Here is an 18,202-nt window from a genome sequence, read left to right as displayed (position 1 = left end):
CGAATCCCGAATCCCGAATCCCGAATCCCGAATCCCGAATCCCGAATCCCGAATCCCGAATCCCGAATCCCGAATCCCGAATCCCGAATCCCGAATCCCGAATCCCGAATCCCGGGTGCGCGCGACCCGCATCGCCCACAACTGGGCTCCGACGGGTCTCCCGCTAGAGCAGGGCGAAGGCGTCGCGGGTGAGGTTCTCCGGCGCGCCGTCGCTGCACACCACGTCGTCCTCGATGCGGATGCCGCCGTAGGGCCGGAACGCATCGACCCGGGCCCAGTCGACATCCTTCGCCGCCGGGTTCGCGCGCAGCTCGTCCAGCAGCATGTCGATGAAATACAGGCCAGGCTCGATGGTCACCACCATCCCGGCCTCGAGCACGCGGGTCATGCGCAGGAACGGGTGGCCTTCCGGACGCGCAATGCTGCCGCCGCGCTCGTTCTGCTGGAACCCGGCCACGTCGTGCACCGCCAGGCCGATCGGGTGGCCCAGGCCATGCGGGAAGAACGCCGAGGTCACGCCGCTGGCGACCGCCGACTCGGGGTCCATGCGGATGATGCCGTGCTCGCGCAGCACGCTGGCCACCAGGTGGTGGGCGTGGATGTGCAGCTCGGGGTAGCTCTGGCCGGCGCGCACCTTCGAGGCCAGCTCGCGCTGGGCGGCGTCCATGCTGTCGATCAGCGCCTGGAAATCGCCGGCGCCGGTAGCGGCGTAGGTGCGCGTGATGTCGCTGGCGTAACCGGCGCAACTGGCGCCCGCGTCGATCAGGAACGAGCGATGCACGGACGGCGGCTGGCGGTCGAAGTGGCTGTAGTGCAGCACCGCCCCGTGCTCGTTCAGGCCCACGATGCTCGAGTAGGGAAGCTCGGCGTCCACCTGCCGCGCGGCGGCGAGGTAGGCCATGTGGATGCCGAACTCGCTCTCGCCGTTGCGGAACGCCGCTTCGGCCGCGCGGTGCGCGCGCGTGCCGATACGGCTCGCCTCGCGCATCAGCGCCAGCTCGTAGGGCGTCTTGTAGCTGCGGTGCCAGTGCAGGTAGTTCATCACCGGCTCGGGGTTGTTTGCCTGCACGCCTTCGATGGACGGACAGGCCGGTCCGATCACGGCGTTGCGGCCCTGCTTCGGCAGTGCGGCGACGGCGTCGGCGTCACTACGCACGACCTGGATGTCGAACTGATCGACCCAGTAGCCGCTGGGGGCGGCCGGCACCACGTGCCAGTAGTCGCGCGGCTGTACGAACACCAGCTTCGGTTTCGCACCGGGCTCGTACACGATCCAGCTGCCCGGCGCGTCGGTCAGCGGCAGCCAGTGGCGGAAATGCGGGTTGGAGACGAACGGGAAGTCCTGGTCGTCGAGGAACTTGTTCAGCGGCTTGCCCGCGGCGATTAGCAACCGGTCGAAGCCGCCCAGCGCGAGCGCCTTGTCCGCGCGTTCGCGCAGGGTGGCCAGGTGTTTGGCGTAGAGCGGGGCGAGATTCTCGGTCATGCGGCGTCCTTCATCGGGCGGCGGGCGCGAAGGCGGTCCCGCCGGTGGGGAGACTGCCCATGATCGCGCGGTGGGCCGCCGAGGGCCACCCTTAAAGAAAACCTCAGCCGGGCATGTCGAGCCAACGCTGGAGCTGCGCCGATTCGACGTCGCCGATGGCGATGATGCGGTAGCCGGCCCAGACCTGGCCGGGCGTGGCCGCTTCCTCGTGCCACTGCTCCTGCACGCCCACTTCGATCGTCGGCGTCGCTTCGGCCAACCCTGGCAACGGGAGCCGCAACTGGTAGATCGCCTCGTTGCGTGGCGCCTCGCTGCCGATCAGCAGCATGCCGCTGGCCGACAGGTTGCCCAACTGGCCCATGCGCCGGCCGCTGATCGCATCGACCACTTCGGCGGCGATGTTGACCGGCTTGCGATGGGCGCGGCGGCTTTCCTGCGGGTTGGGCGTCACGAACGGGCTCCGGGTATCGGTGTCGCCTGGCGCAGGCTGTCGGTCAGCGCGCGCCAGGCACGGTCCAGGTCACTCTCGTTAGCGGCCGGTACTTCGCGGACTTTACCCGCGGCGATCGCCTGGGCGAGATCGGCCAGGCTCATCTCCTCGGCGCGTTGCCCATGGCGCGTCACAAACAGGCCGCGCGCGGCGCGTGGCGAATACCAGGCCAGCTTGCGCGAGACCCGGCTGCCGTCGGGCTGGACGAATTCGAACCAGCCGCCGGGATGCCGGCCAAGGCGTTGATGCAGGCGCAAGGCTTCGGCCGAGGGCACGGGCGCCGGGGCATGAGTCGGCGGCGCAACTTCGCCCGGTCCATGCCGCTGTTTCAGGCGCATCGCCAGACTGGTAAGCCCTGCCGGTTCGCCTTCCTGCATGACCGCACCGGCGCCGATCAGGCGTTGCGCGATTGCGGTGGCCTCCTCGCCGTGCATGCCGATCTGTTGCAGTCCGGCCACCACTTCGGCTTGAAGGGCATCCAGGTTGCCGGGAGGGAGGCGGCCGAGCAGCTGGTCGGTGATCACCAGCCGGCGGGCGAAGGTGTCGCTCTGCTCGCCGTGGCGCAGCAGGGTCAATGCCAGCACGTCCGACCAGGCGTGTTCGAGCAGTGCGCGCAGCGCGGCGCGCGGTGGTGCCTTGGCGAGCTGCCCGGCGAGCAGGTCGGCGGCGCGCTGGCGAGCCTGTTCCAGCCGTTCGCGGCCTTGCATCGCCTCGACGTGCCGACGCTCGGTGACCTGGGCCTTGCGCTGCTGCTGGGCGATCTGGCGCTCCAGTTCGGCCGCAAGGTCCGCATGCAGCGCAGGCGTGGGCGGTTCGCGGTCGAGGCGTTCGAGCAGTTGTTCCAGCGGCGCCACCAGGCCGCTTTCGCTCCCTTCCAGCCAGTCGCGGGCCGCTTCGAGCAGGTGGTCGAGCAGCTGGCGGGCCGGCTGTTCGCGATGTTCAAAAAAGCCTTCGTCCGCCAGGGCGGCGCGCAGCACGGGCAACTGCACTCGGTCGAGCAGATCGCGCGCAGCGGCCTGGGGTGGCTGCTGACGCCGCAGGGTGTCGAACAGCCGGGCGATCAGTTCCAGCGCGTCGTCGGCGTCCGGGCCAGGCAGGATGGGGACGGCGTCGATCGGCTGCCCCGCGTTGAGCTGGTCGACCAGCGCTTCGCGCAGGCGCGGAGCGCGCCGGAGCATGTCCGGGTCCACCCGCCGGCGCGAAAGGTTGGCGAGTGCGGCATCCAGTTCGCCCGTGCTGGCAAAGCGCGCGTGGCCTGACACCGGACGCGGGCCGCGTTGGCGGGTGAGCAGTTCGCGCAGGCCGGAGGGCCTCGCCGGTGCGCCGGAGGTTTCGGCGGCCGGCGCGGGAGCCGCCGGGAGTGGGCGCGGAGGGCGGGGTGGCCGCGGCGAGCGCGGTAGCGGGAAGGGACGCAACCGCGGCAGGATGCCGGCGTTCGCCAGGTGGTTGTTGACCACCTCGTGCAGCGGGGTCAGGCCCTGGATCAGCTTGCCCTCGACCGCCTGCAGCAACAGCAGGTGGTGCTCGGCGGGCAGCCCGAGCGCCGCGCTGGAATCGCGGAACGCCCTGGCCATCGCCTGCGGGCCCAGCGGCATAGCCTCGCTCTCCAGCGGCGGCGTGCCGATCAGCACCGCCAGGCGATAGCTCAGCTCCACCAGCAGCGGGCCGCCACGCGCGGCGCTGCGGGCGACCAGCTGGTCCAGCGCAGCGGTCATCTCGTGCTCGATCGGATCGAGCAGGCTCAGGGTCAGGCGCACGGGTTGCGCCCTGGCCTCCGCCGGCTGCGCGCCCAGTTCCAGCAGCGCGTGGTCGATGCTTTCGATGAAGCGTTGCTCGAATGCCTGGCGCTCCTGCACCAGGCGCTGGCGAGTGGCCTGGTAGCGCTGCTGGTCGATGTGGCTTCGGGCGCTGGCTGCGTGCTCGTGCAGGGCGCGGTCGAAGTCCGCCAGGCATGTTCTCAGTGGCCCGGACAGCCACTCACGGCACAACTGGCGGATTTCGTCGACCAGACGGCGTGTCTTCGCCGGCCAGTGCGCCGGCGGGGCGACTGGGCTCGAGCGCGACCGGTCCGGTTGTTCGACATCCATGGGAAGCCTTGCATACCACGATGTCTGCGAGTCTATGCCGATGAGGCAGGCGCGTCACGGTGGCCGGTTCAGGCCCGCTGCAGCCAGTGCGCGAGGGTCAGCGCATCTTCCGGGGCGATCGCGATGATGCGGTAACCGACCCACATCTGGCCGGCGTTGGCGGCCTGGTGCCACTGCTCCTGCAGCCCGATCTCGATGGCCCGGGCGCCAGGGCGCCCATCGGCCAGTGGCAGACGGGCCTGGAACACCGCTTCGCTGCGCGGGCGTTCGGGAGCGATCAGCAGGACACCGCTGGCCGACAGGTTGCACAGGTGGCCCAGCGGCCGGGTGCTGATGGTGTCGGTGACCAGCGGCGAGGCGGCCGTGCGCTTGCGCGGCGCGCGGCGCTGGTCGAACGAAATGACCTGGGCGGTCATGCGCGGGCGGTCGGGCGCTGCAGGCTGCCGGTGAGTGCGCGCCAGGCGCGGTCGAACAGTCCGTCGCGTGGCACCAGCTGTTCGCGTACCCGGCCGCCGGCGATGGCCGAGGCCAGCTCGCGCAGGTTCATCTCCGCCACCCGCTGGCCGCGCCGGTTGACGAACAGGGTGTTGCCCGACAACGGCGAGAACCACGCCAGCTTGCGCCGTTCGACGGCACCGGTATGCGTGTCGATGAACTCGAACCAGCTGCCGAACGGCAATTGCCGCAGGCGGTTGTGGATGCGCGCTTCCAGTGGGCCAAGCGGGGGTTCGGCGGCTTGCGGGGTGGCCGGGCGCGTCTCCTGGCCGCGCTGCTCGCCCAGGCGCTGGCGTTGCTTCAGGCGCAAGGCTAGGTCGGTCGCGCTGGGCGGCTCGGCCGCCAGCGCGTAGGCGGCCAGCGCTGGCATGTCGGCCGCAGCCGGCGCCGGTATCGTCGTCCCGACCGGTTCGGCCGATCTGGGAGATTCGCCACCGCCGATCAAGCGTTGGGCCACCTGTTCGGCTTCCTCCGCCTGCATGCCGATCTGCTGCAGGTGATCCTCCACCGCCAGGCGCAGGCGCAGCGGGTCGTCCACCGGTAGGCGGCCGAGCAGCTGGTCGGTCAGCCGCAACCGTTCGGCGAAGGCTTCGCTGTCCTCGCCGTGGCGCAGCAGCGCCAACGCCAGCACGTCCGACCAGGCGCGGTCGAGCAGGGCGCGCAGCAGGCCACGCGGCGTGGTTTCGGCAAAGCGCGCCGCCAGCACCTCGGCCGCGCGCTCGCGCGCCTGGTGCAGGCGCTCGCGACCCTGCATGGCCTCGACCTGGCGCCGTTCGGTCACCTGCGCCTTGCGGCTGAGCTGGGCCAGGTGGTGGCGGATGTCCGCCAGCAGGCTGGTGTACAGGCCGGCGCTGGGCGCCTCGCGTTGCGCGCGGGCGACCAGGCGGTTGAGTTGCGTGGCCAGGTCCGGGTCGATGTCCTTGCCATCGCCCCAGTCGTTGGTCGCCTCGGCCAGCGTGCCGAGCAGGTGGCGGGCCGGATGTTCGGCCTGCTCGAAGAAGTCGCGGTCGCTCATCGCCACGCGCAGGATCGGCACCTGCAGATCGCCCAGCAGGGCGGTCGCGCCCGGGCCGGGGTGCAACTGCTGGCCGAGCTGCTCGAACAACCGCGCGACCAACTCCACTGTGTCGTCCTGCTCAGGGCTCAATCCCGTACGGGCGGCGCCAGCGGGTTTACCCGCATTGAGGTGGGTCAGCAGTTCCTCGCGCAGGCGCTGGGCGCTGCGCAGTTCGCGGCTGGCGCGGTCGGTGACCTGCACCAGGTGCTGCTGCAGGGCGCCGAGCGCAACCTCCAGTTCGGCGGCGCTGGCGGCGTGGCCGGCGACCGTGCGCGCCTCGCCAGCACGCTGGCGCGACAGCAGGTCGCGCAGGTTCTCCAGCACGGCGATCGGTTCGTGGCTGGCGGCCGGTGCCGGCCGGGTTGGCTCGTTCGCAGGCGTCGGAGCCTTCATCGACGGCGGTGCCGGTGGTGCGTTGGCCGGTCGTGCACCGGCGAAGGCGCGCAGGTGGGGCAGGATGCCGCCGGCGAGCAGATGCGCGTTCGCCGCTTCGTAGAGAGCGGGGAGCATGGGCGCCAACTTGCGCTCCAGCGCCTGCACCAGCAGCACCTGGTGGTCCGCCGGCAGGTCCAGTGCCGGGATGGCCTGTCGCACGGCGGCCGACAGGCTCTGTGGCGAGGCGGGCAGCGCCTCGCCTTCCAGCGGCGGTGCGCCGACCAGCACGGCCATGCGATAGGAAAGCTCGGCCAGCACCGGGCCGGTGTGGGCTTCGCCGCGGGAGGTCAATTGTTCCAGCGCGGCATTGAGCTCGTGCTCGTCACGGCCGAGCAGGCTCAATGAAGCCATGGGGGCCAGGGTGTCGGCGCTGTCGCTTACCTGACCCAGCCGCGCGAAGCGGCTGGCGAGATGTTCGGCGACCTGTCGCAGAAAGGCGGCGCGGTGGCAGCGGGCCATCGCGCGGCTGTCGAAGCAGCGTTGCTGTTCGAGATGGCCGCGCGAGCGTTCGGCCAGCTGGTAAAGGGTGTCGTCGAGCGCGTCGAGCGCTTCGCCCAGGACCGGCTCCAGGCGCGTGTTGTACAACCCGCGCAACTCGGTCACCAGGCGCTGGACACGCACGGGCAGGTGCTGCTGGGTGGCCGGGCCGTCCAGTCCGGGCAGGGCCGCTGGGTGCTGCCTTTGCTCGACATCCATGACGCAGTTCTCGGATTTTTGACGTTCACCAGTGTATGCGCCTGGATTCCGCTCCGCCATAGGCCGGATTTCACGGCGTCAGGCCATGAACAGCTCGATCAGGTCGTTGAGGAAGCGCTGGCCGAGCAGCGAGGGCTGCAGCCGTCCCGGGATATCCTGCAGCCAGCCACGGGTGCGCGCCTGGTCCAGCGCAGGGGCGATGCGTTCGAGCGCTAGCCCGGTACGCTGGGTGAACGCGTCCAGCGGCACGCCCTGGTAAAGCCGCAGGGCGTTGAGCATGTACTCGAACGGTAGCTCGGCCGGCTCGACCGGGCCGTCGCCGCCGATGCGCGCGGGGCCGCCGGTGGCCTCCAGGTAAGTGCGCGGGTGGCGGCTCTTCCAGCGCCGCAGCACCGTGCCGGCGGCCGCGTCGGTGAGCTTGCCGTGCGCGCCGGCCCCAATGCCCAGGTAGTCGCCGAATTCCCAGTAATTGAGGTTATGTCGGCAGCGCCGGTCGGGCCGCGCGTAGGCAGACACCTCGTACTGGCCGTAGCCGGCCTCGGCCAGGCGCGCTTCGCAGGCTTCCTGCATGGCCCATGCCGCATCGTCGTCGGGCAGCGGCGGCGGGCTGGCGGCAAAGGCGGTGTTAGGCTCGAGCGTGAGCTGGTAATGGGAGACGTGGGTCGGCGCGAGCGCGAGCGCACGCTCCACGTCGGCCAGCGCGCCTTCGAGCGACTGCTGCGGCAACGCGTACATGAGGTCGAGGTTGAGGTTGGCATAGCCCGCGTCCTGCGCCGACTTCACCGCTGCCTCGGCCTCGGCCGCGGAATGGATGCGGCCCAGGCGCGCGAGCTTGTCGTCGTCGAAGCTCTGGATGCCGAAGGAAAGCCGGTTCACCCCGGCCGCCAGGTAGCCATCGAAGCGGCCGTGTTCGACCGTGCCGGGGTTGGTCTCCAGCGTGATTTCGCAGTCGCCCACGAAGGGCAATCGCGCGCGGGCCCCATCCAGGAAGCGCGCGATGTGCTCGGGCGCGAACAGGCTGGGCGTGCCGCCGCCGAAGAAGACGCTGACGATCGAGCGGCCTTCGACGGCGGCGCCGAAATCGGCCAGGTCCGCGTCCAGGTCCGCCAGGAGGGTGTCGACATAGGTCGCGTAGGGCGGCGGCTCGCCGCGCACGCCGTGCGAGTTGAAGTCGCAGTACGGACACTTCTTCACGCACCAGGGCATGTGCACGTACAGCGCCAGCGGCGGCGCGATCAACGCCATGGCTAGTGCCCGGCGCTCAGCCGGGCGTGCAACTCCGCCAGCGCCTGGCCACGGTGGCTAAGGCGGTTCTTGAGCGCCGGATCGAGTTCGGCGGCGGATTGGGACTGGCCGTCTGGAAGGAACAACGGGTCATAGCCGAAGCCAAGATTGCCGCGCTCGGCCTCCAGCACGCGGCCGTGCCAGCGACCTTCGGCGATCAGCGGGGCCGGATCGTCAGCGTGGCGCAGCAGCACCAGCACGCAGATAAAGAAGGCGCCGCGGCGTTCGGCCGGTACGCCCTCAAGCGCATGCAGCAGCTTGGCGCGGTTGGCGGCCGCGTCGCCATGGCTGCCGGCGTAGCGGGCCGAATACAGGCCCGGGGCGCCATCGAGGTGTTCCACGCACAGGCCCGAGTCGTCGGCCAGCGCCGGCAGCCGGGTGATGCGTGCGGCGTGGCGCGCCTTGAGCAGCGCGTTCTCCACGAAGGTGGTGCCGGTCTCTTCGATGTCGAGCACGCCCAGGCTGCCCTGGGCGACGACCTCGAAGCCGCCGTCGGCGAGCAGGTGCTCGAACTCCGCGAGCTTGCCGCGGTTGCCGCTGGCCAGCACCAGGCGACGCACGGCTCAGCCCTCCGCCAGCGCGGCGCGCTGCGCGGCGACCAGTTCGGCAATGCCCTTTTCGGCCAGCGCCAGCATGGCGTCCATCTCGTCGCGGCGGAACGCGTGGCCCTCGGCCGTGCCCTGCACCTCGATGAAGCCGCCGCCGTCGTTCATCACGACGTTCATGTCGGTATCGCAGGCGGAGTCCTCGGCGTAATCCAGGTCCAGCACCGGCACGCCCTTGTAGACGCCGACCGATACCGCCGCGACCGCGCCGATGATCGGGCTGCGCTTGAGGTTCTCGCGCTTCATCAGGAAGTTGACCGCGTCGACCAGCGCCACGTAGGCGCCGGTGATTGCCGCGGTGCGGGTGCCGCCGTCGGCCTGGATAACGTCGCAATCCAGCGTGATCACACGCTCGCCCAGCGCCTGGCGGTTGACGCAGGCACGCAGGCTGCGGCCGATCAGGCGCTGGATTTCCAGCGTGCGCCCGCCCTGCACGCCGCGCGCTGCCTCGCGCTGGGTGCGCGTGCCGGTGGCGCGCGGCAGCATGCCGTACTCGGCGGTGACCCAGCCCTCGCCCTTGCCGCGCAGCCACGGCGGCACGCGGTCTTCGATGCTGGCGGTGCACAGCACGCGGGTGTCGCCGAAGCTCACCAGCACCGAACCTTCGGCGTGACGGGTGTAGTGACGCTGCAGCGTCACCGGGCGAAGCTGGTCGCTGGCGCGGCCGCTCGGACGGGTCATGGCGGATCTCGGGTTGGGCAAGGCGGGACGCGAGAGTTTACCATTGCCGCTTTCCCCCGACCGTAAGGCTCGACGCATGATCCGCAGCATGACGGCCTACGCCAGTGCCGAAACCGCCGGCCCTGCCGGCACGCTCAGTTGCGAGCTGCGCACCGTCAACCACCGTTACCTGGAGCTCAGCCCGCGCTTGCCGGAAGAGCTGCGCAGCTTCGAGTCGGCGCTGCGCGAGCGCGTGGCCGCGCGGCTGTCGCGCGGCAAGGTGGATCTCACCGTGCGCCTGCGCGGGGGCGAGGCGCGGGGCGAGTCGCTGGAAGTGGACGAGGTGACGCTCGGTCGCCTGGCGACGTTGAATCGCGAACTTGCCGGCCGTTTCCCCGGCATGCAGGTGCAGCTGACCGAGCTGCTGCGCTTCCCGGGCGTGCTGCGCCAGGCGGAAGTGGATGCCGATGCCCAACAGGCGGCCCTGTTCGAGGTGCTTGACCGCGCGCTCGACGCGCTCAGTGCCACCCGCGAGCGTGAGGGCGCGCAGCTGGAGACGATCCTGCGCGACAAGCTCGATGCGATCGAGAAGATCGTGGCCCAGGTACGCCAGTGGATGCCGGAAATCCGCACCGCGCTGCGGTCGCGCCTGGAAGCCCGCCTGGCCGACCTCAAGCAACCCGCCGACCCCGGTCGTCTGGAGCAGGAGCTGGTGCTGCAGGTCACCCGCAGCGACGTCGACGAGGAGCTCGACCGCCTGGCTACCCATGTCGGCGAAACCCGCCGCGTGCTGGGGCTGAAGGAACCGGTCGGCCGCCGCCTGGACTTCCTGATGCAGGAGTTCAACCGCGAAGCCAACACGCTCGGCTCCAAATCGGTCGATGCACGCTCGACCAACGCTGCGGTGGAACTGAAAGTGTTGATCGAGCAGATGCGCGAGCAGGTGCAGAACATCGAATGAGCGCCGCGCAGCCCGGAACCCTGTTCATCGTTGCTGCGCCTTCCGGTGCCGGCAAGTCCACGCTCGTCAACGCGCTGCTGGAACGCGAACCGACCATCTCGCTGTCGATCTCGCACACCACGCGTCCGCCGCGGGTGGGCGAGGAGTACGGGCGCCATTACTACTTCGTCGAGCGCGCGGAGTTCGAGCGGCAGATCGCCGCCGGGACGTTCCTCGAACACGCCGAGGTGCACGGCAATTTCTATGGCACGTCGGTGGCGACGGTGCAGGAACTGCTCGACCAGGGCCGCGACGTGCTGCTGGAGATCGACTGGCAGGGCGCCGCGCAGATCCGTCGCGCGAAGCCCACTTGCGTAAGCGTGTTCATCCTGCCGCCCTCGCGCGCCGAGCTCGAGCGGCGGCTGCGCGGACGCGGGTCGGACACGCCGGAGGTGATCGAGCGGCGCCTGCATAACTCGCGCGAGGAGATTTCCCACGCGCACGAGTTCGACTACATCGTGGTCAACGACGGCTTCGACGAGGCGCTGGGCGACCTGCAGGCGATCGTGCGGGCGGTGCGCCATCGCGGCGAGCTGCAGTGGAAGCGGCACGAGGCGTTGATTGCCGAGCTGCTTGAGGAGCCGGGAATCGGGAACCGGGAATCGGGAATCGTTCGCTAGCGTTCGCGCCCCCGTTGCGTTCCTCCCCGGCGGCGACGCCGGTTACGCGAATTCCACGACCCGGGCTCTCCGGCGCTTGGCCTGTCTTCACCGCTCGGCTACCTTAGCCCGCTTATGACCGCCCCCGCCGCCTCTCCCGAACCGCTGGTGTCCATCCGTGGCCTGACCACGGTGCTCAACGGCAAGACCATCTTCGACGCGCTGGATCTGGACATCCCGCGCGGCAAGGTGACGGCCATCATGGGGCCGAGCGGTACCGGGAAAACCACGCTGCTCAAGCACATCACCGGCCAGATGCGTGGCGACGCGGGGCAGGTGATTGTCGACGGGCGGGACGTGCCGGAGCTGTCGCGCGAGAAGCTGTTCGGCCTGCGCGAGAAGATCGGCTATCTGTTTCAGAACTCGGCCCTGCTGACCGATTTCGACGTGTTCGAGAACGTGGCCTTTCCGTTGCGTCAGCACACGAAGCTGCCCGAAGTGCTGATCCGCAACATCGTGCTGACCAAGCTGCAGGCGGTGGGCCTGCGCGGTGCCGCGGGGCTGATGCCGGCGGAGCTCTCCGGCGGCATGGCCCGTCGCGTGGCGCTGGCGCGGGCGATCGTGTTCGATCCGATGCTGATCCTCTACGACGAGCCTTTCGTCGGTCTGGATCCGATTGCGTTGAGCCAGGTGCTCAAGCTGATCCGCACGCTGAACGAGACGCTGGGGATCACCAGTGTGCTGGTGGCGCACGAGCTGGACGCGATCAAGCAGGTGGCCGACCTGGTTTATCTGATCGCCAGCGGCAAGGTGGTGGCCCAGGGCGATCCGAAGACGATCGCCGACGACGGCTCGCCGTGGACGCGGCAGTTCTTCGGTGGCGACATCGACGGCCCGGTGCCGTTCCAGTACCCCGCCGGCGATTACGCCCAGGCGCTCGGCCTGGCAGGAACCAAGGCATGAGCGCCCGCCCGCAACGCAACGTCATCCTCAACGCACTGGCGCAGATCGGCGAGGCCGGCCTGTTCGGGCTGACCCTGCTGGCGGCGGTGCCGCGCAGCCTGCGCTACCTGCGCGAGACGGTGCGCCAGCTGTGGTTCGTCGGCGCGATGAGCCTGACCATCATCATGGTCTGCGGCCTGTTCGTCGGCATGGTGCTTGGGTTGCAGCTCTACTACGTGCTGTCGATCTTCGGCGGCACCGCCGCCAGCGGCACGGTGGTGGCCATCGCGATCTACCGCGAGCTCGGCCCGGTCGTTACCGCGCTGTTATTCGCCGGTCGCGCCGGCACCTCCATCACGGCCGAAATCGGCCTGATGCGCGCGACCGACCAGCTGGCCGCGATGGAAATGATGGCGGTCGACCCGATCGCCTACGTCGCGGTACCGCGTTATCTGGCTGGCCTGATTGCGATGCCGCTGCTGTGCGCGGTGTTCTGCGCGCTGGGCATCTTCGGTGGCCACCTGGTCGGGGTGACCTGGCTGGGCATCGACAACGGCACGTTCTGGTCGAACATGACCGCCACCGTCGATGTCTGGAAAGACGTGGTCAACGGCATCCTGGTCAAGAGCCTGGTCTTCGGCGCGGTGGTCTCGCTGATCGCCGTCTACCAGGGCTACACCACGCCGCCGACCAGCGAAGGCGTGGCCTACGCCACCACCCGTACCGTGGTCGCCTCGTCCATCGCGATCCTTGCGCTGGACTTCGTGCTAACCGCGTTTTTGATGTGATTCCCCTGAGGACCTGAGCCGTGAGCCAGAGACATTCCTACGCCGTGGGCACCGGCCTGTTCATCGTGCTCGGCTTCGCCGCGCTGGCGTACCTGGCGACGCAGACGACCTCGGTCGCCAATACACACCAGGGCGCCAGCTACAGCGTCCAGGCCCGCTTCGCCAACATCGGCCAGCTCAAGGAGCGCGCGCCGGTGAAGATCGCCGGCGTGCGCGTGGGCCAGGTGAGCGCGATCGTGCTCGATCCGAAGCAGGAAGTGGCCGACGTGACCCTGTCAATCGACCAGGACTACAGCCACATTCCGGACGATTCGGTCGCCACGATCTTCACCAGCGGCCTGCTCGGCGACCAGTACGTGGGGATCCAGTACGGCAGCTCGAAAAAAGACCTCGCCGACGGCGGCACGCTGGCGCGCACCAAGCCCGCGCAGCAGCTGGAGGAGATGCTGGGCAAGTTCTTCGGCGCCGGCGGCGTGGCGGACAACCTGGGCGGCAGCTACACGGTGAAGGCGCGCTTCAGCAACGTCGGCGCGCTCTCGGTCGGCGCGCCGGTGAAGATGGCTGGCGTGGCGATCGGCAGCGTGGCGGCCGTGCACGCCGACCCGGTCAAGCTCGACGCCGAGGTGGAGCTGTCGATCGACAAGAAATACGACCAGATACCGGACGATTCGGCCGCCGCGGTGTTCACCAGCGGTTTGATCGGCACCCAGTACGTTGCGATCCAGCCCGGCGGCTCGCCGGAGTTCCTGAAGAACGGCGATGAAATGGTGCTGACCCAGTCGGCGATGCAGCTGGAAGACCTGATCGGCAAGTTCCTGGTCAACGGCTCCCCGTCCGAAAAGAAGGACGCCGCCAACGAATCCCCCGCCGGCAAGCAATGAGCCGGCTTCCCACAAGGAGTTTCCCCATGTTGCGCACTCTGGCTTTCGCCATGGTCATCGCGTTCGGTACGGTGGCCGCCTCGCCCGTGTTGGCTCAGGATGCGGCCGCACAGGCGCCGGTGTCCCGGCAGACCCCGGAGCAGGTGGTCCAGGAGATCGCCCACCAGCTGGACAGCACCATCGCCGGCCATCGAGACGAGCTGAAGAATGACAAGGAAAAGTTGATCTCGGTGATCGACGACGTCTTCCTGCCGCACTTCGACATCGACTACGCCTCGATCCTGGTGCTCGGCCGCCATGCCCGCGAGGCCACGCCCGAGCAGCGCGAGCGCTTCGCCAAGGCGTTCTACAACTCGATCACCCACCGCTACGCCGAAGGCCTGCTCAACTACACCAAGGGCGCCGTGCAGGTGCTGCCGTTCAGTGGCGACCTGAACGACAAGCGCACCGTCGTGCGCACCCAGGTGGTGCTGGACGACGGCAAGAAGCTCTCGGTCGACTACGCCTTCCGCAAGAGCAAGGAAGGCGACTGGAAGGCCTACGACGTGATCATCGAGGGCATCTCCTACGTCACCAACTACCGCAACCAGGTCGATGCGGAGATCCGCAAGGTCGGCATCGAGAAGCTGATCGCCAACCTGGAGAACCAGGGCGAGAAAGCGCTCGAGTCGATGGACAAGGACGCCAAGGCCTCGTGAGCGCGGCAGCTTTCGATCTGCGCCGCGAGGCACCGGGCACGCTCGGCGTCAGCGGTGTGCTGAGCTTCGATACCGCTGCCGCCGCGCTGGAGGCGATCGGCAGGGCGCTGGCGGATGGAGCCGTGGCGCGCCTGGACCTTGCGGGCGTGGAACGCAGCGACAGCGCAGGCCTCGCCTGCGTGCTGGCGGCGCAGGCGCAGGCGCGCCAACTGGGGCGTGCGCTGGCGGTGGAAAACATGCCCGAGGGCATGCGCGCGCTGGCGCAGGTCTGCGAGGTGGACGACCTGGTCGGTTGAGCCAGGGCGATGCGCAAACAAGAAAAAGGGGCCGCAAGGCCCCTTTTTCGTAGGGTGGGCTTCAGCCCACCTTGCCGGGTGGTGGGTCGAAGCCCACCCTACGGCTGTTTCTGGTCACTGTCCGAATGCTTGTTTTCCCACTGGTGTTGCTCGTCCAGCAATTGCTCGGGATCGAAGTTGTCGTCGTTCAGGCCCTGCATCTGCTGGATGACCTCGGCCGGCGGGTTGCCGTCATAGATCTGGTACAGACGCCGCTGGCGGTAGGCGTCGCGCATGAACACGTACGGGTCGTAGGCCGATTCCAGGAAACTCTCCGCATCGATGCCACGCGAGCGCAGCGTTACCAGGTACATCATCTGCGGCAGGTACTGCTGGCCGTACTTGAAATCGTGGTTGCGCGCGTAGATCGACAGCGGATCGAAGAAGTAGCTGTCCACCGGCATGCGCCACACATCGCGCACGGTGGTCGGGCCGACCAGCGGCAGCACCAGGTAGTCGCCGTCAGGCACGCCCCAGCGCGCCAGGGTCACGCCGAAATCGTTGTCTTCCAGCGGAATGCCGAGCTGGCTGGCCGGGTCGAAGAAACCACCCAGGCCCAGCGTGAGGTTGACCAGGAAGCGCCCGGTGCTCTGCAGGGCGTGCTTCGGCCGCGCCTGCAGCAGGTCGTTGGCCACCGTGATCGGCATGCGGATGTTGGTGAAGAAGTCGCTGACCGAACGGCGTACCGGTGGATTGGTGACCTTGCGATAACCCACCGCCACCGGGCGGATCACCGCCTGGTCCACCGCGTTATTGAACGAGTAGACCTTGCGGTTGAACTTCTCCAGCGGATCGTCGGTGCGCGGCTTGGCAATGGTGCAGCCGGCCAGCAAGGCCAGGGCAGCCAGCGGCAGCAGGCGGCTGGGGGAGAATCGGGGCAAGGAAAGCATCGGCTGAAGAGATCCGCTACGGGTACCGCAAAAGTGTACCGCCTGGTTCTATATTTTTGCAGTCAGGCGGATCGGCGCCGTTCGCCGGCGATCGAACCGCGCATGATACGCGCATGCCGCATTGCCAGCCAAGCCGCCGCTCCGCTACACTTGCCCGTCTCTAAGTTGCCTTTGTGCCTGAGGATTTATGGCCCGCATTACCGTGGAAGATTGCCTCGAGGTGGTCGACAACCGCTTCGAGCTGGTGCTGATGGCGACCAAGCGCGCCCGCCAGCTGGAGAAGGGTGCCGAGCCGGCGGTCCACCCGGACAACGACAAGCCGACGGTGCTTGCCCTGCGTGAAATCGCCGATCGTCGCATCGACCAGGCCACCATCGACGAGATCGATCGCGCCGAGCGTGAGCGCGCCGAGCGCGAGGCGCTGGAATGGGCGGCCGCCGAAGTCGACAACGACGACCTGTCCAAGGGCGGCGACGACTGATGCCCGCTGGCGGCTGCCGACCGCGCAGTCGCCCTGCCGGCCCCGCCGGCAACCTTGTCGTGGCCGGCCATCACCCGCACGGAAGCACTGTCTGAACGGGGATCGCGAACCCATGACGGCGACCACGCCCTCCGATTCCGTGGACCCGTCCTTGCTGCCCCCTTACGTGCTGGCGCTCAAGGAGCGCGTGGCCTATCTGCCGGAAGCCCAGGTGGCGCGCGTGCTGCGCGCCTACGAGGTCGGTGCGCACGCGCATCGTGGGCAGGCGCGCAAGAGCGGCGAGCCGTACATCACCCATCCGGTCGCCGTCGCCGGCATCCTGGCTGAGCTGGGCCTGGATGCCGAGACGATCATCTCGGCGATCCTGCACGACACGCTCGAAGACACCGCGCTCAGTCGCGAGGACATCACCGCCGAATTCGGCGATTCCGTGGCCGACCTGGTCGACGGCGTCACCAAGCTGGACAAGATGCGCTTTTCCAACCGGCAGGAAGCCGACGCGGAGAGCTTCCGCAAGATGCTGCTGGCGATGGCGCGCGACATTCGCGTGATCCTGATCAAGCTGGCCGACCGCCTGCACAACATGCGCACGCTCGGCGCCAAGGACGCCGCCTCGCGCCGGCGCATCGCCCGCGAGACGCTGGAGATCTACGCGCCGATCGCCCAGCGATTGGGCATGAACAAGTTCAAAGCGGAGCTGCAGGACCTGGGCTTCCGCGCGCTCTACCCCGACCGCTATCGCGTCATCAGCGAGCGCATCCGTGCGGCGCTGGGCAATCGCCGCGAGGTGATGAGCAAGATCGAGCACGCGCTTGCCGCCCGGCTGGCTGCCGAGCATCTGCCGGCCAAGGTCGTCGGGCGGATCAAGTCGCCGTGGAGCATCTATTCGAAGATGCGCAACGAGCACAAGAGCTTTGCCCAGCTGATGGATGTGTATGGCTTCCGCGTGGTGGTCGATACCGCGATGAGCTGCTACATGGCGCTGGGTGCGGTGCACTCGCTCTACAGCCCGGTGGACCGGCGCTTCAAGGATTTCATTGCCATTCCCAAGGCCAACGGCTACCAGTCGCTGCACACGGTGCTGCTGGGGCCCTTCGGCGCGCCGATCGAGGTGCAGGTCCGCACTGCAGAAATGGATTCGGTGGCCGAACGTGGCGTGGCCGCCCACTGGGCCTACAAGACCGATTCGGGTCCGGCCAACAGCGCGCAGGCACGGGCGCGCGAGTGGCTGTCCGCACTGGCCGACAGCCAGGCGCACACGCCCTCGTCGGCCGAGTTCATCGAGAACGTCAAGATCGACCTTTTTCCCGATGAGGTCTACTTGTTCACCCCCCGTGGGGACATCCTGGCGCTGCCGCGCAATTCCACCGCGCTCGATTTCGCCTACGCGGTGCACACCGACGTGGGTGACCATGCGGTGGCCGCGCGCGTGGACAAGAAGCTGTTGCCGCTGCGCACGCGGCTGGAGTCCGGTCAGCTGGTGGAAATCATTACGGCGCCCTCGGCGGTGCCTAATCCAGCGTGGCTGGAGTTCGTGGTCACCGGCAAGGCACGCACGGCGATTCGCCAGTACCTGAAACACCTCCAGCACGAGGACGCGGTCGACTTCGGCCACCGCATGCTCGACCGCGCGCTTGACGCGCTGGGCACCAACATCGACGCGATCCCGGCCAAGGTGCTGGAGCGCTTCCTGGAGGAGGCGAAGCTGCGTCGGCTCGAGGAACTGCTGGCCGACATCGCACTGGGCAACCGGATGCCGGACCAGGTCGCGCATCACCTGGTCGCGCTGCGCGGTGGTGGCCGTCCGACCGAAGCGCCGCACACCCACGAGAACATCCGCATCACTGGCGCCGAGCGCGGGGTGCTCAGCTTCGGCAATTGCTGCCATCCGCTGCCGGGCGACGAGATCATCGGCTACCTCTCCTCCGGCAAGGGCATCGTGGTTCATCGTGTGGAATGTCCCAACGTGGCCGAGTTCCGCAAGTCGCCCGCGCGCTGCGTCGGCATCGAATGGGACCGTGACGTGCAGGGCGACTACCGCGCGGAGCTGCGCATCGAAGTCATCAACCGTCCCGGCGTCCTTGCCACCGTCGCCGCGGCCATTGCCGCGGCCGATTCGAACATCGAGAACGTCGAATACGTCGAGCGCGACGCGGCCGCGGCCACCCTGCTGTTCGCGATGGAAGTAAAGAACCGCAAGCACCTCGCCGACGTGATCCGTCGCGTGCGGCGCACCGGCGTGGTCAGTGGCGCCTACCGCTATCCGTTGTAGGCGTAGGGTGGGCTTCAACCCGCC

Annotated in this window: 18 protein-coding genes; 9 read left to right on the top strand and 9 right to left on the bottom strand. The window is 68.7% G+C overall.

The genetic code is table 11. The features are described from left to right. Positions 1 to 163: 163 nt before the first annotated feature. The 8 genes from pepQ to rph all read right to left on the bottom strand — a co-directional run bounded on the left by pepQ (position 164) and on the right by rph (position 9,313). Positions 164 to 1,483 carry a Xaa-Pro dipeptidase gene (pepQ, locus tag J7I44_RS06230; protein WP_209617532.1) on the bottom strand — a complete coding sequence of 440 codons (1,320 nt, stop codon included), beginning with the start codon at positions 1,481 to 1,483 and terminating at the stop codon, positions 164 to 166. 103 nt (positions 1,484 to 1,586) lie between these two features. Further along, positions 1,587 to 1,934: a PilZ domain-containing protein gene (locus J7I44_RS06225; protein ID WP_209617529.1), complete on the bottom strand. Its 348-nt coding sequence runs from the start codon at positions 1,932 to 1,934 to the stop codon at positions 1,587 to 1,589. Next, on the bottom strand, positions 1,931 to 4,060 hold the full coding sequence (locus J7I44_RS06220; protein ID WP_209617525.1) for a DUF1631 family protein: 2,130 nt from the start codon (positions 4,058 to 4,060) through the stop codon (positions 1,931 to 1,933). The genes J7I44_RS06225 and J7I44_RS06220 overlap by 4 nt, the downstream gene beginning before the upstream one ends. Before the next feature lie 68 nt (positions 4,061 to 4,128). Further along, on the bottom strand, positions 4,129 to 4,476 hold the full coding sequence (locus J7I44_RS06215; RefSeq protein ID WP_209617522.1) for a hypothetical protein: 348 nt from the start codon (positions 4,474 to 4,476) through the stop codon (positions 4,129 to 4,131). Beyond that, positions 4,473 to 6,743 (bottom strand): DUF1631 family protein, encoded by a 2,271-nt coding sequence (locus tag J7I44_RS06210; protein ID WP_209617519.1) that lies wholly within the window; start codon positions 6,741 to 6,743, stop codon positions 4,473 to 4,475. Before J7I44_RS06210 ends, J7I44_RS06215 begins: the two co-directional genes overlap by 4 nt. Before the next feature lie 78 nt (positions 6,744 to 6,821). Beyond that, positions 6,822 to 7,988 (bottom strand): radical SAM family heme chaperone HemW, encoded by a 1,167-nt coding sequence (gene hemW / locus J7I44_RS06205; protein ID WP_209617515.1) that lies wholly within the window; start codon positions 7,986 to 7,988, stop codon positions 6,822 to 6,824. A gap of 2 nt (positions 7,989 to 7,990) precedes the next feature. Next, on the bottom strand, positions 7,991 to 8,587 hold the full coding sequence (rdgB, locus tag J7I44_RS06200) for an RdgB/HAM1 family non-canonical purine NTP pyrophosphatase (RefSeq protein WP_209617511.1): 597 nt from the start codon (positions 8,585 to 8,587) through the stop codon (positions 7,991 to 7,993). 3 nt (positions 8,588 to 8,590) lie between these two features. After that, complete coding sequence (gene rph / locus J7I44_RS06195) at positions 8,591 to 9,313, bottom strand: ribonuclease PH (protein WP_209617508.1); 723 nt, start codon at positions 9,311 to 9,313, stop codon at positions 8,591 to 8,593. 76 nt (positions 9,314 to 9,389) lie between these two features. On the opposite strand from rph, the gene J7I44_RS06190 reads away from it, so the two are divergent. The 7 genes from J7I44_RS06190 to J7I44_RS06160 all read left to right on the top strand — a co-directional run bounded on the left by J7I44_RS06190 (position 9,390) and on the right by J7I44_RS06160 (position 14,496). After that, entirely contained in the window at positions 9,390 to 10,253 is an 864-nt protein-coding gene (locus J7I44_RS06190) for a YicC/YloC family endoribonuclease (RefSeq protein ID WP_209617504.1), read from the top strand. Further along, a complete protein-coding gene (gene gmk, locus J7I44_RS06185) occupies positions 10,250 to 10,912 on the top strand; it encodes a guanylate kinase (protein ID WP_209617501.1) in 663 nt (220 codons plus the stop codon). The genes J7I44_RS06190 and gmk overlap by 4 nt, the downstream gene beginning before the upstream one ends. A gap of 114 nt (positions 10,913 to 11,026) precedes the next feature. After that, complete coding sequence (locus tag J7I44_RS06180) at positions 11,027 to 11,854, top strand: ABC transporter ATP-binding protein (RefSeq protein ID WP_209617498.1); 828 nt, start codon at positions 11,027 to 11,029, stop codon at positions 11,852 to 11,854. Further along, the gene (gene mlaE, locus J7I44_RS06175; protein ID WP_209617495.1) at positions 11,851 to 12,621 is read left to right on the top strand and encodes a lipid asymmetry maintenance ABC transporter permease subunit MlaE; all 771 of its coding nucleotides are present in this window, start codon (positions 11,851 to 11,853) and stop codon (positions 12,619 to 12,621) included. The genes J7I44_RS06180 and mlaE overlap by 4 nt, the downstream gene beginning before the upstream one ends. A gap of 20 nt (positions 12,622 to 12,641) precedes the next feature. Further along, positions 12,642 to 13,502 (top strand): outer membrane lipid asymmetry maintenance protein MlaD, encoded by an 861-nt coding sequence (gene mlaD / locus J7I44_RS06170; RefSeq protein ID WP_209617492.1) that lies wholly within the window; start codon positions 12,642 to 12,644, stop codon positions 13,500 to 13,502. 26 nt (positions 13,503 to 13,528) lie between these two features. Beyond that, positions 13,529 to 14,200, top strand: coding sequence for an MlaC/ttg2D family ABC transporter substrate-binding protein (locus J7I44_RS06165; protein WP_209617489.1), 672 nt, complete (start codon positions 13,529 to 13,531; stop codon positions 14,198 to 14,200). Continuing rightward, complete coding sequence (locus tag J7I44_RS06160; protein ID WP_209617486.1) at positions 14,197 to 14,496, top strand: STAS domain-containing protein; 300 nt, start codon at positions 14,197 to 14,199, stop codon at positions 14,494 to 14,496. The genes J7I44_RS06165 and J7I44_RS06160 overlap by 4 nt, the downstream gene beginning before the upstream one ends. A 98-nt stretch (positions 14,497 to 14,594) precedes the next feature. Here J7I44_RS06160 and J7I44_RS06155 read toward each other — a convergent pair whose 3' ends face one another. Continuing rightward, positions 14,595 to 15,425, bottom strand: a complete 831-nt coding sequence (locus J7I44_RS06155; protein ID WP_425599746.1) for an MlaA family lipoprotein — start codon at positions 15,423 to 15,425, stop codon at positions 14,595 to 14,597. Between the two features lie 187 nt (positions 15,426 to 15,612). On the opposite strand from J7I44_RS06155, the gene rpoZ reads away from it, so the two are divergent. Next, complete coding sequence (rpoZ, locus tag J7I44_RS06150; protein WP_209617480.1) at positions 15,613 to 15,906, top strand: DNA-directed RNA polymerase subunit omega; 294 nt, start codon at positions 15,613 to 15,615, stop codon at positions 15,904 to 15,906. Positions 15,907 to 16,018: 112 nt separating this feature from the next. Continuing rightward, complete coding sequence (locus J7I44_RS06145) at positions 16,019 to 18,178, top strand: RelA/SpoT family protein (RefSeq protein ID WP_209617477.1); 2,160 nt, start codon at positions 16,019 to 16,021, stop codon at positions 18,176 to 18,178. The last annotated feature ends 24 nt before the right edge of the window (positions 18,179 to 18,202 follow it).

The sequence above is a fragment of the Frateuria flava genome, assembly GCF_017837635.1.
GTDB lineage: Bacteria > Pseudomonadota > Gammaproteobacteria > Xanthomonadales > Rhodanobacteraceae > Frateuria_A > Frateuria_A flava.
Note: the sequence above shows the minus strand (reverse complement) of the source record. Positions and strands in the feature narration are given on the sequence as shown.